Annotated in this window: 6 protein-coding genes; 4 read left to right on the top strand and 2 right to left on the bottom strand. The window is 62.0% G+C overall.

The annotated features are described in order from the left end of the window. Positions 1-11: 11 nt before the first annotated feature. The 3 genes from nirB (at position 12) to NB069_RS12970 (ending at position 8,070) form a co-directional block, all read left to right on the top strand. Complete coding sequence (nirB, locus tag NB069_RS12980; protein WP_250584139.1) at positions 12-3,992, top strand: nitrite reductase large subunit NirB; 3,981 nt, start codon at positions 12-14, stop codon at positions 3,990-3,992. Then, positions 3,989-6,499 carry a nitrate reductase gene (locus NB069_RS12975; RefSeq protein ID WP_250584137.1) on the top strand — a complete coding sequence of 837 codons (2,511 nt, stop codon included), beginning with the start codon at positions 3,989-3,991 and terminating at the stop codon, positions 6,497-6,499. Before nirB ends, NB069_RS12975 begins: the two co-directional genes overlap by 4 nt. A gap of 185 nt (positions 6,500-6,684) precedes the next feature. Further along, a complete protein-coding gene (locus NB069_RS12970; RefSeq protein ID WP_250584135.1) occupies positions 6,685-8,070 on the top strand; it encodes a YchO/YchP family invasin in 1,386 nt (461 codons plus the stop codon). A 2-nt stretch (positions 8,071-8,072) separates the two neighbouring features. On the opposite strand, the gene narL is transcribed toward NB069_RS12970, so the two are convergent. Together narL and narX are read right to left on the bottom strand one after the other, a co-directional pair. Then, a complete protein-coding gene (gene narL, locus NB069_RS12965) occupies positions 8,073-8,723 on the bottom strand; it encodes a two-component system response regulator NarL (protein ID WP_039030700.1) in 651 nt (216 codons plus the stop codon). Further along, positions 8,716-10,512 (bottom strand): nitrate/nitrite two-component system sensor histidine kinase NarX, encoded by a 1,797-nt coding sequence (narX, locus tag NB069_RS12960; RefSeq protein WP_250584133.1) that lies wholly within the window; start codon positions 10,510-10,512, stop codon positions 8,716-8,718. The genes narL and narX overlap by 8 nt, the downstream gene beginning before the upstream one ends. A 309-nt stretch (positions 10,513-10,821) precedes the next feature. On the opposite strand from narX, the gene NB069_RS12955 reads away from it, so the two are divergent. Next, positions 10,822-12,216 (top strand): NarK family nitrate/nitrite MFS transporter, encoded by a 1,395-nt coding sequence (locus NB069_RS12955; protein ID WP_250584131.1) that lies wholly within the window; start codon positions 10,822-10,824, stop codon positions 12,214-12,216. Positions 12,217-12,585: the final 369 nt, after the last annotated feature.

Raw genomic sequence — 12,585 nt, 5'->3', positions numbered from 1 at the left:
GGAGCACCACCATGCGCCTGGTCATTATTGGAAACGGACTGGCGGCAACGCGGCTGATTGAGTCGTTGACCGACCGCGCCCCCGGGCGCTTCGACATCACCGTCATCGGCGACGAACGGGTGCCCGCCTATAACCGCATCCTGCTCTCCCCTGTGCTCGGGGGCGAGAAAGCCGCGGCGGCCACCCAGCTTCATGATGATGCCTGGTATCAGGCGCGGGGCGTCAGGGTGCTGTGCGGCGAACGGGTGCTGGGCCTGGAGTCCGCGGCGCGGATGTTGCGCACCGATAAGCGCCTCCTGGGGTGGGATGAGCTGGTCTTCGCCACCGGATCCCAGCCGTTTGTGCCGCCGATACCCGGAAGCGAATTGCCCCACGTGTTTACCTTCCGCACCCTGGATGACGTGAACGCCATTCTGGCGACGCCCGGCCCGGCAGTGATCCTGGGCGGCGGCGTACTGGGCGTGGAGGCGGCAGCGGCGTTACGCCTTCAGTGTGACAACGTCACGTTAGTGCATCGCGGCCCGTGGCTGATGGAACAGCAGCTGGATCAGCACGCCGGGCTGCTGCTGGAGGAGGCGCTCTCGGCGCGGGGTATCGGCTGTGAGCTGAACGCCGGTATTGCGCAGATAACCCCCGACAGCGTCACCCTCACCAGCGGACGCACTCTGGCCGCCACGCGGGTGGTGCTGGCAACGGGCGTCACGCCCAACATCCAGCTGGCGAAGGCAAGCAATGTGCCGTGCGGACGCGGGATCCGGGTGGATAACCAGATGCGCACCGCGCTGGAGGGCATCAGCGCTATCGGCGAGTGCTGCGAAATCGACGGGCAGACCTGGGGGCTGGTGGCGCCCTGTCTGGCTCAGGCGGAGATCCTCGCCGCCCGTCTCGCGGGCGAGCGCGTCACCCCATTTACCCCGACGCAAAGCGGCATGCGCCTGAAGGTCACCGGCATTGAGCTGTTCAGCGCCGGAGAGGTGAGCGCGCAACCCGATGACGCGGTGTGGAGCAGCTGGGATCCGCTGACCCGCCACTACCGCCGCTTACTGGTTCGCAACGGCACGCTGGCAGGCGTGCTGCTGATGGGGGAGTGTCGCAGCGCGGCCACCCTTACCGATTTACTGGCAACGTCAGAACCCGCCCAGGCGGACTGGCTGTTCGATCGATTCACTACGCAGCCGCAGGTTGCAGGGCAGAACGCTATGACAAAACCTACTCTGGTTGTGGTTGGACACGGTATGGTCGGCCACCATTTTCTTGAAGACTGCGTCAACCGCGGTTTGCATCAGCAGTATCAGATCGTGGTCTTCGGTGAAGAGCGCTATGCCGCCTACGATCGCGTCCATCTTTCCGAATACTTTGCCGGGCGCAGCGCCGACTCGCTGTCGATGGTCGCCGGGGATTTCTTTGCCGATAACGGCATTGAACTGCGCCTCTCCCAACAGGTGGTGGCTATCGATCGCGACGCCCGGGTGATCCGCACGGCCGCCGGGCATGAAACCCACTGGGACAAGCTGGTGCTCGCCACCGGGTCATACCCGTTCGTGCCCCCGGTGCCGGGGCGCGACCTGCCGGGCTGCTTTGTTTACCGCACCCTTGACGATCTGGATAACATCGCCGCCTGCGCCAGAGGTTCGCGCACCGGCGTGGTGATCGGCGGCGGGCTGCTGGGGCTGGAGGCGGCCAACGCCCTGAAACAGCTTGGGCTGGAGACCCACGTGGTGGAGTTTGCCCCCAACCTGATGGCGGTGCAGCTCGATAACGACGGGGCTGCCATGCTGCGACGTAAAATCGAAGCCCTCGGCGTGGGGGTGCATACCAGCAAGGCGACAACGGAGATCGCCGAAACCGACAGCGGAATGGTCCTGCGCTTCGCCGACGGCAGCGAACTGGCCACAGACATGGTGGTCTTCTCCGCCGGGATCCGCCCGCAGGATGCCCTGGCCCGCGAATGCGGTCTGGACCTTGGGGAGCGCGGCGGGATCGCCATCGACAACCAGTGCCGCACTTCGGATGCGGATGTGTTCGCCATTGGCGAATGCGCCCTCTGGGAGGGCAAAATCTACGGCCTGGTGGCCCCTGGCTACCAGATGGCGCGCGTGGCCTCTGCCGCGCTGGCGGGAGAAGAGAACGCCTTTATGGGCGCAGATATGAGCACCAAACTGAAGCTGCTGGGCGTGGACGTGGCCTCGTTTGGCGATGCCCATGGCCGCACGGCGGGATCCCAGAGCTACCAGTGGACCCACGGCCCGCAGCAGATCTACAAGAAGATCGTGGTCAGCGCCGATAACAAAACCCTGCTCGGCGGCGTGCTGGTGGGGGATGCCAGCGAATACGCCACCCTGGTGCAGATGATGCTTAACGACATCAAGCTGCCCAAGGATCCTGAAACCCTGATCCTGCCCGCCGTGGCTGGCAGCGCCCCGAAAGCGCTGGGCGTGGCGGCCCTGCCGGAAAGCGCGCAGATCTGCTCCTGTCACAACGTCAGCAAAGGCGATATCTGCCAGGCGGTGAGCAACGGTGCGACCGACATTGGGGCGGTGAAGCAGTGCACCAAAGCGGCCACCGGCTGCGGCGGCTGCAGCGCGCTGGTGAAACAGGTGATGGAGTTCCAGCTGGCGGCCCAGGGCGTTGAGGTGAAAAAGGACATCTGCGAGCACTTCGCGTATTCGCGCCAGGAGATCTACCACCTGGTGCGCGTCAACCGCATCCATACCTTTGACCAGCTGATTAGCCGCTACGGTCAGGGGCACGGGTGTGAGATCTGCAAGCCGCTGGTGGGATCGGTGCTGGCCTCCTGCTGGAATGAGTACCTGCTGAAACCGGCCCACCTGCCGCTGCAGGACACCAACGACCGCTACTTTGCCAACATCCAGAAAGACGGCACCTACTCCATTGTACCGCGTATGGCCGCTGGCGAAGTCACCGCCGACGGGCTGATCGCCATCGGCCAGATCGCCAAACGCTATCAGCTGTACAGCAAAATTACCGGCGGGCAGCGTATCGACCTGTTTGGCGCCCGGCTGGAACAGCTGCCGGAGATCTGGCAGCTGTTGATTGACGCCGGGTTTGAGACCGGCCACGCCTACGGGAAATCCCTGCGTACGGTGAAATCCTGCGTCGGCTCCACCTGGTGTCGCTACGGGGTGCAGGACTCCACCGGGCTGGCGGTGACCCTGGAGAACCGCTACAAGGGACTGCGCGCGCCGCACAAAATCAAGATGGCGGTGTCGGGCTGCACCCGCGAGTGTGCCGAAGCCCAGAGCAAGGACGTGGGGGTCATTGCCACCGACAAGGGCTGGAACCTCTATCTCTGCGGCAACGGCGGCATGAAGCCGCGCCACGCGGATCTCTTTGCCAGCGATCTCGATGACGCCACGCTGTTGCGCTACGTTGACCGTTTCCTGATGTTCTACATCCGCACCGCGGATCGCCTGCAGCGCACCAGCACCTGGATGGATAACCTTGAGGGGGGGCTGGCGTACCTGCGGGAGGTGATCGTCGACGACAGCCTCGGCATTGCCGCCGAGCTGGAGCTGGAGATGCAGCGGGTGGTGGATACCTATCAGTGCGAATGGCAGACCACACTCCAGGATCCGGGCCGTCTGGCGCAGTTCCGCACCCTGGATGCCGCCCCTGCGCCATCCAGACGCTGGCAGGATATCTGCACCCTGGAGGAGATCCCGGAGCAGGCGGGAATCGGTGCCCGTCTGGGTACGCAGCCCATTGCGCTTTTCCGCTTCGGCAAATCGATTTATGCCCTGGAAGACAGGGAGCCGGGCGGCAGCGCCAGCGTCTTGTCGCGGGGCATTCTCGGGGATGCCGGGGGAGAGCCGGTGGTGATCTCTCCGCTGTATAAAACCCGGATCCGCCTGCGGGACGGCCGCCTGCTCGACACCGGTGAAGTGGCGGTGCGCGCCTGGCCGGTGAAAATTGACGGTGACCGGGTGCTGGTAGGCAGCGAAGAATTAGTGATGCGTGCGGAGGCGTCATGACGGAAACCCAGACGACCTGTCCTTACTGTGGCGTGGGCTGCGGGGTGATCGCCCGGGTTGAAAACGGCGAGGTAAGCGTGCGCGGCGACGACAGCCACCCGGCCAACTTTGGCCGCCTGTGTGTGAAAGGCTCATCGCTCGGGGAGACCACCGGCCTGGCGGGCCGCCTGCTGCAACCGGAGGTGAACGACCAGCCGGTGAGCTGGGAGCAGGCGCTGGATCTCGCGGGAGAGCGGCTGCGGGACATTATCGACAAATACGGGCCGCAGGCGGTGGCCTTTTATGCCTCGGGCCAGCTGCTGACGGAGGATTACTACGCTGCCAACAAGCTGATGAAGGGCTTTATCGGCGCGGCCAATATCGACACCAACTCCCGGCTGTGCATGTCCTCGGCGGTGGTGGGCTACAAGCGGGCCTTCGGCGAAGACGTGGTGCCGTGCAGCTATGAGGACGTCGAAAAAACCGATCTGGTGGTGCTGGTGGGTTCAAATGCCGCCTGGACCCATCCGGTGCTCTATCAGCGGCTGGTGCAGGCGCGCGCCGCTAATCCGGCGCTGAAGGTGGTGGTGATCGACCCGCGCCGCACCGCGACCTGCGATATCGCCGACCTGCATCTGGCCCTGACGCCGGGTAGCGATGCGGGGCTGTTTGTCGGCCTGCTCAACGCCATTGATCCTGCCCAGGCCGGTGACTGGCCGCCTGAGCGGGTGGCCAATTTTTGCGGCCTGCCGCCGGACGACGTTGCAACGTTCTACAGCTGGTTTACCGCCGCCCCGCGGGCGGTGACGCTCTACACCATGGGGATCAACCAGTCCACCAGCGGCAGCGACAAGTGCAATGCCATAATCAACGTCCATCTGGCGAGCGGTAAAATTGGCCGCGAGGGCTGCGGGCCGTTTTCGCTGACCGGTCAGCCCAATGCGATGGGCGGGCGCGAGGTCGGCGGGCTGGCGAACCAGTTGGCGGCGCACATGAACTTCATCCCGGACGATCTGAGCCGCGTGGCCCGTTTCTGGGGAACCGAGCGGCTGGCGCAGACCCCGGGGCTGATGGCGGTGGAGCTGTTTGAAGCCATTGCCCGTGGCGAAGTGAAGGCGGTGTGGATCATGGGGACCAACCCGGCGGTCTCCCTGCCGGACAGCCATGCGGTGTGTCAGGCCCTGGCCGCCTGTCCGCTGGTGATGGTCTCGGAGGTGATGCGCGACACTGACACCAGCCGCTTCGCCCACATCCGCTTCCCGGCGCTGGGCTGGGGCGAAAAAGAGGGTACGGTGACCAACTCCGAACGCCGCATCTCCCGCCAGCGCGCCTTTCTGCCAGCACCTGGCGAAGCAAAACCCGACTGGTGGATCATCGCCCGCATCGCTGAGCGGCTGGGCCATGGCGCGGCGTTCGCCTGGGACCATCCCCACGCCATCTTCACCGAACACGCTGCCCTGACGGCGTTTGAGAATCAGGGCGAGCGGATGCTGAACCTTGCGGCGCTGGCGCAGCTGACCCGCGACGCGTGGGACGGGCTGACGCCCTGGCAGTGGCCCGTCAACCGCGAGGTCTTCACGCGTGGGCGCTTGATCCCCGTTATCCCGCAGCGCCACGGCGCCACCGGGAGTGTGCTCTATCCCTTTACCCTCAACAGCGGACGCATTCGCGATCAGTGGCACACCATGACCCGCACCGGCTACGTGCCGCGCCTGATGCAGCACAGCGATGAGCCGACGGTGGATATCTCGCCGCAGGATGCCGCCCGGCTGGGAATGCAGGAGGGACAGCTGGCGCGGATCAGCGCCCCGCGCGGGTTGATGGTGGCCCGGGCGCGGATCAACGACGGCCAGCCCGCCGGGCAACTGTTCGTTCCGATGCACTGGAACAGCTGCTTTTCCCGCCAGGGTAAGGTCAATGCAGTGGTGGAAGGGCGCTGCGATCCCCATTCCGGTCAGCCGGAGAGCAAGCAGACGGCAGTGCGGCTGATGCCGTGGCAGCCCGCCTGGCAGGGGGAGCTTTACAGCCGGGCCGCGCTGACGTTGCCGGGGTTTGTCTGCTGGTGGCGCAAGGCGGCGACCGGGGTATCACGCCTGACCCTGGCCGGGGATAAGCCGCTGTGGGACTGGCTGTTAGCGCACTGCAGCGGGCAGGGCTGGCAGCTGCAAATCGCCCGGACCGGCGAGCGCAGCAGTCTGCTTGCCTGGCATCAGGGGGAACTTATGCTCGGCTTCTGGCAAGGCACTCATCTGCCGGGGCTGGCGCATAACGTTATCGAGGCGGCATTTCACACCGCGCCGGTAGAACTGGCGGAGCGTCACGCCCTGCTGAACGGACAGAATCCCGGCGAGCGCGTGGAGCAGGGGCGCATTATCTGCAGCTGTTTTAGCGTGGGCGAAAACGCCATTCGTGAGGCGATTGCCGAAGGATGCGACTCCGCCGCGGCGCTGGGGGCAACGTTACGCTGCGGCACCAACTGCGGCTCCTGCGTGCCGGAGCTGAAGGGGATGCTTTCCGTGCGGGCCTGATCGCCTGATGCGCTGCGCTTACCCGCGTAGGCCGGGTAAGCGCAGCGCCACCCGGCAATAAAACTTCAGGATATTCCTGAAATTTCCCACAGCGCTGTCATTTTTCCTCAATCACGTTAAGGTATTAACTCTGTTTCTGACTACACAGGCTACCTTTCACGACGGTGATAGTTGTATCTCCCCGCATGCGTTCGCTGTTCCTCCTCCTCTGTTACGCCGGAGCCGTTCACGCTGCCCCGAATTCCTTCATCCATCAGGCGCAAAACCCGTTCGACAACAATGGCGACAGCCTGCCGGACTTAGGCATGGCGACGCCGACGGGAGAAGGGGAGAAGCATCTGGCGGAGATGGCGAAAGCGTTCGGTGAAGCCAGCATGACCGACAACGGCCTGACCACCGAGGAGCAGGCCCGGCAGTTTGCCCTGGGGCAGGTGCGGGAGGCCGTCAGCCAGGAGGTCAATCAGCACATTGAGTCGTGGCTTTCGCCGTGGGGCAATGCCAGCGTCGATCTGCTGGTCAACGACGAGGGGCGCTTCACCGGGAGCAAAGGCAGCTGGTTCATCCCCTGGCAGGACAATAACCGCTACCTCACCTGGAGCCAGCTTGGCCTGACCCAGCAGGAGGACGGCCTGGTCAGCAATGCGGGCATCGGCCAGCGCTGGGTGGCGGGCAAATGGCTGCTTGGTTACAACACCTTTTACGACAACCTGCTCGATGAGAATCTCCAGCGCGCCGGGCTGGGCGCCGAAGCCTGGGGGGAATACCTGCGCCTGTCGGCTAACTACTATCAGCCGTTTGCCAGCTGGCGTGACAGCTCTGAGGTGCAGGAGCAGCGCATGGCGCGCGGATATGATGTCACCGCCAAAGCCTGGCTGCCGTTCTGGCATCACCTCAACACCAGCGTCAGCTTTGAACAATATTTTGGCGACAGCGTGGATCTGTTCCAGACCGGCACCGGATACCATAACCCGCTGGCGGTAAACCTTGGGCTGGATTATACCCCGGTGCCGCTGGTGACATTTTCCGCTGGACATAAGCAGGGGGAGAGCGGGGTGAGCCAGAACAACCTCGGCCTGAAGCTCAACTACCGCTTCGGGGTGCCGCTTAAAAAACAGCTCTCCGCTGGCGAAGTGGCCGAAAGCCGCTCCCTGCGTGGCAGCCGCTACGATCCGCCTGAACGCCAGAACCTGCCGGTGCTGGAGTTCCGCCAGCGTAAAACCCTCTCGGTGTGGCTGGCGACGCCGCCCTGGGATCTTAAGCCGGGAGAAACGGTGATGCTGAAACTGGACATTCGCAGCCGTCACGGCGTGCATTCGCTGCACTGGCAGGGGGATGTTCAGGCCCTGAGTCTCACCTCACCGGCGAACGCCAGTGACACCGAGGGCTGGAGCATTATCCTGCCGGCATGGGATAACAGCGAGGGGGCGAGCAACCGCTGGCGGCTGTCGGTGGTAGTGGAAGATGAGGCGGGGCAGCGTGTCTCCTCCAATGAGATCACGCTTGCCCTGACGCAGCCGCTACTGGCGCTGCCAGAGGACGATCCGCGCTGGACGCTGCTGCCGGACGAGTAACCTCAGAAAATGCGCTCCTGATGCACCCAGACCGCCGCTTCCACGCGTGACTTCAGCTTCATTTTCTTCAGCATATGTTTCACGTGTACTTTGACCGTACTTTCGGTGATGTCCAGACGGCGGGCGATCATCTTGTTCGGCAGCCCCTGGGCAATCAGCTTCAGGATATCGCGCTCACGCGGGGTCAACTGGCTGACGTCACGGTCGGAGGTGGCGCGGTTGGCGCGCAGGCTGGCGGCCAGCACCGGGGTTAACGCTTCGCTCAGCACCATGTCACCGGCTGCCGCCTGTTGCAGCGATTTGAGCAACTCTTCTGGCTCCATATCCTTCAGCAGATAGCCGTCGGCACCGCGTTTCAGGGCGGTGACCACGTCCTCTTCATGATTGGAGACGCTGAAAACCACCACGCGCCCGGAGAGAGATTTTTCACGCAGCTTATCCAGGGTTTCGAGGCCGTTCATGCCGGGCATGTTCAGGTCGAGCAGGATCAAATCAGGATCGAGGGCCTCGGCCAGTTCAATACCTTGTTCCCCGTTGCTGGCTTCGCCCACGACGGTAATATCCGACGCCATGCTGATAAGTTGTTTAACACCGGTGCGCAGCATCGGATGGTCGTCGATCAACAGGATTGTAGCGGGCTCCTGATTAGACATGATGTTCTCCTTGAGCAGTGAAAAGAGGCTTTTCGGGAATAAAAGTGACGATGACGTCTGTTCCGCCAGATTCGCCGGGGCGGACCTGACAATCTCCACGCAGGCTTTGTGCGCGGTCACGCATAATAATCAGACCATAATGGTTACTTCTTTCGGCGTTCTCCGGAATGCCACAGCCGTTGTCTCGGACCACCAGTCTGACCTGGTTGCCGTGCTGGCTCACGGTAAGCGAGACCGCCGTAGCCCCGGCGTGTTTCAGCGCGTTGCTTAACGCTTCCCGGGCAATCTGCAGCAGATGAATGGCCTGATGCGACGGCACAAAACGCGGCGGCAGCTGGTAGTCCAGCGAGACGGTAAAGCCGAGCCGGGCGCTGAACTCCTGGCAGCTGGCTTCCAGCGCCGGACGCAGCCCGGGCTCCGTCAGCTGCAGGCGGAAGGTGGTCAGCAGCTCGCGCAGCTGCACCCAGGAGGTGTTCAGCTCGTTGCGGATCTGGCTCAGCAGCTGTTTGTGGCTCTCCGGCAGTTCCGCGTCCTGCATCTGCAGACAGCTGACCTGCATCTTCATGCAGGAGAGCGACTGGGCGATAGAGTCGTGCAGCTCCCGGGCGATGGTGGCGCGCTCTTCCATCACGATCAGCTGCTGCTGTTTTTCCTGATGACGGTCGAGGGCCAGGGTCGCGGTCAGTTGCTCTACCAGCGTATCCACCAGCTGCTGCTGATCGTGGCTGAGATGGCGTCCGGCCGGGAGCGTCGCCAGTAAGATACCGTACTGGGTCAGGTTATCCGCCAGGCGCCATTTCAGGGTGGTGCCGCTGGTGGTCAGGGGCGGCAGGCCGCGCGGGCACAGGCGACAGCCAATTTCATCGCAGCTGGCATCGGACTGACAGGTAAATTCCTGATGGTTATCTTCATCTTCCAGGTCATACACGCGTAATTCAATATCGTGCAGCAGGGTCAGATTCTGCAATCCGTTGAGCACCGGCGACAGACGTTCGCACAGCGGCACCTGGGAGTGCAGGCGGCGGTTGGCCTGCCAGAGGAAGGAGAGGATCTCGTTTTTCTGCTCCAGCCCGGCGGTTTTTTCCTGTACCCGCTGCTCAAGTACCGCGTAACTTTCTGCCAGTTCGCCGGACATGGTGTTCAGCGCCTCGCCGAGCATCGCCATCTCGTTGCGCCCGGTAATGTGCGCGCGCTGGGTAAAATCACGCTGGGTCACGGCGCGGGCCATCGCCAGCAGCTGGCGCCAGGGGTGCAGCAGCCGGGCGCGCAGCCAGAGGATGGTGAACACCAGCAGCAGGCCCATAAATACTGCCATCAGCTGCTGCATCAATACCACCCGCGCAATACGCAGCTCGGTGCTGTGGTCGAAGGCCGAAACCAGATTATCCAGACGGCTAACAAAACCCGATACGTCCGTAGCTACCGCATCCGGGTTACGCGCCTGCCGCAGCCCGGGCATCAGCTGGGTATGCCAGTAAGTCTGCAGAGCCTTCAGCTGGGCCTGCTGATTATCCCGACGCGCGGCGGTCTCCAGCTCAGGGCTGAACGCCGTGGCTTCCATTTCGTCGAGCAGTGCCCGATCTTTATCTTCCAGCGGGATCGCCGCCAGCAGGCGGTAGCTCTGCATGCGCAGCGAACCGGCCTTGTTAATGGCATGGGCGCTGCCCTGAACGCCCTGCACCAGCCAGCCGGAGATCGCCATCCCTGTCACACCGATGGCGGTAGACAGCATGACAATCAGCACCAGTTGGTTAACCAGCGTTAAGGGTGAAAAGCAGCGTTTAAACATAGGGCAGTCTGGCTCCTGACAATGCCTGGACTCGGCAAGGGCTCTATTCTCAGGCAACCCCTGGAGTATACCCATACCCCAAAAGGATTACCCACTAATTGCCATAGAAGAGGTGAATGGGAGGAGGGGCATCGTCGGGGGTAGCAGTACCGTGAAAAACCACACCTTTTTTACCGAAAAACGCTACTCACTTTGGAGGATGGCGAATTCAGGGCCGAAAATTTGCCCGCCTTCCCGTTGATTTATATCAACTTCCCGCCCGCTTAAAACCCTGATCTTTGCAGCATCTTTTGAGAATCAGAGGTGTCTATGAGTCACTCAACTACCCCCGAAAGGGATTCTGGCGCAGTCATTACCGAGTGGCGTCCGGAAGATCCGGCGTTCTGGCAACAGCGTGGTCAACGTGTCGCCAGTCGTAATCTGTGGATTTCCGTTCCCTGCCTGCTGCTGGCATTCTGCGTCTGGATGTTGTTCAGCGCTGTCGCCGTCAACCTGCCAAAAGTGGGCTTTACGTTTACCACCGACCAGCTGTTTATGTTAACCGCACTGCCTGCGCTCTCCGGTGCGCTGCTGCGTGTCCCTTACGCTTTTATGGTGCCGCTGTTCGGTGGTCGCCGCTGGACCGCGTTCAGTACCGGGATCATGATCATCCCGTGCGTCTGGCTGGGCTTTGCGGTACAGGATACCTCTACGCCGTTCAGCGTCTTCGTGATTATCTCTCTGCTGTGTGGCTTCGCGGGTGCAAACTTTGCCTCCAGCATGGCGAATATCAGCTTCTTCTTCCCTAAGCAAAAGCAGGGCGGGGCGCTGGGGATCAACGGCGGCCTGGGCAACATGGGCGTCAGCGTAATGCAGCTGATTGCACCCTTGGCGATCTCGGTCGGGATCTTTGCCGCATTTGGCGGCGCAGGCGTTGAGCAGGCCGATGGCTCGTACCTCTTCCTGCAGAACGCCGCATGGATCTGGGTGCCGTTCCTGGTGATCTTCACCCTGGCGGCATGGTTTGGTATGAACGATCTGGCCGCCTCGAAAGCCTCCCTCAGTGAACAGCTGCCGGTGCTTAAGCGTGCCCACCTGTGGATCATGGCGCTGCTCTATCTGGCCACGTTCGGCTCATTCATCGGCTTCTCTGCCGGGTTTGCCATGCTGTCGAAGACCCAGTTCCCGGATGTGCAGATCCTGCACTATGCCTTCTTCGGTCCGTTTATTGGCGCGCTGGCACGTTCTACCGGCGGGATGATCTCCGACCGTCTGGGCGGCACCCGCGTCACGCTGGTAAACTTTGTGGTGATGGCTGTCTTCTGTGCGCTGCTGTTCATGACCCTGCCGGTTAACGGCGTGGGCGGCAACTTCGGGGCCTTCTTCGCGGTGTTTATGGTGCTGTTCCTGACCGCCGGGCTGGGTAGCGCCTCTACCTTCCAGATGATTTCAGTGATCTTCCGTAAACTGACGATGGATCGCGTTAAAGCGCAGGGCGGAACCGAGGAGCAGGCAATGCGTGAAGCGGCCACCGACACCGCCGCCGCACTGGGCTTTATTTCAGCCATCGGCGCGATTGGCGGGTTCTTCATCCCGAAAGCCTTTGGTATCTCGCTGGACCTGACCGGCTCACCGGCAGGCGCCATGAAGGTGTTCCTGATTTTCTATATCGCCTGCGTGTTTGTCACCTGGCTGGTATACGGACGGAATTCTAATAAAAAGTAAGTCAGTTTGATTATCCGTTAGCGCGGCCTGGTGCCGCGCTTTTTTTACGTTATTTTTAGTTACAACATACTTAAAGGTTCAAACGCCGTCAGCCTGCAGCCGCTGCGATCGCCATCGCTAAACAGGATGGCCTACCCCTTAATACCACCGGGGTGAAATGGCCTGGATTGTTTTGTACGATAATTTTAAAATAACCTTATAAAACAGAAACATAATTTAATAAAATTTGTACCGCTTTAGTGGTAGTGCAAAATTTACCCCCCTTAACATCCCCGGCTCCTCTTGATCGTTATCAATTCCCGCCATCTTTCATAGCGTTACCTTCGCAGCAAATCAGCAATGTCGATTTAGAGAGCCACAGGCTCCATA

The sequence above is a fragment of the Leclercia adecarboxylata genome, from assembly GCF_023639785.1.
Lineage (GTDB): Bacteria > Pseudomonadota > Gammaproteobacteria > Enterobacterales > Enterobacteriaceae > Enterobacter > Enterobacter adecarboxylatus_D.
This window is presented reverse-complemented; position numbering and strand designations above follow the sequence as displayed.

What these genes read in the sequence shown, in the direction of transcription:
- narL (WP_039030700.1), bottom strand. Translation starts at nt 8,723, where the DNA reads ATGTCTAATCAGGAGCCCGCTACAATCCTGTTGATCGACGACCATCCG.
- NB069_RS12955 (WP_250584131.1), top strand. Translation starts at nt 10,822, where the DNA reads ATGAGTCACTCAACTACCCCCGAAAGGGATTCTGGCGCAGTCATTACC.
- NB069_RS12970 (WP_250584135.1), top strand. Translation starts at nt 6,685, where the DNA reads ATGCGTTCGCTGTTCCTCCTCCTCTGTTACGCCGGAGCCGTTCACGCT.
- nirB (WP_250584139.1), top strand. Translation starts at nt 12, where the DNA reads ATGCGCCTGGTCATTATTGGAAACGGACTGGCGGCAACGCGGCTGATT.
- narX (WP_250584133.1), bottom strand. Translation starts at nt 10,512, where the DNA reads ATGTTTAAACGCTGCTTTTCACCCTTAACGCTGGTTAACCAACTGGTG.
- NB069_RS12975 (WP_250584137.1), top strand. Translation starts at nt 3,989, where the DNA reads ATGACGGAAACCCAGACGACCTGTCCTTACTGTGGCGTGGGCTGCGGG.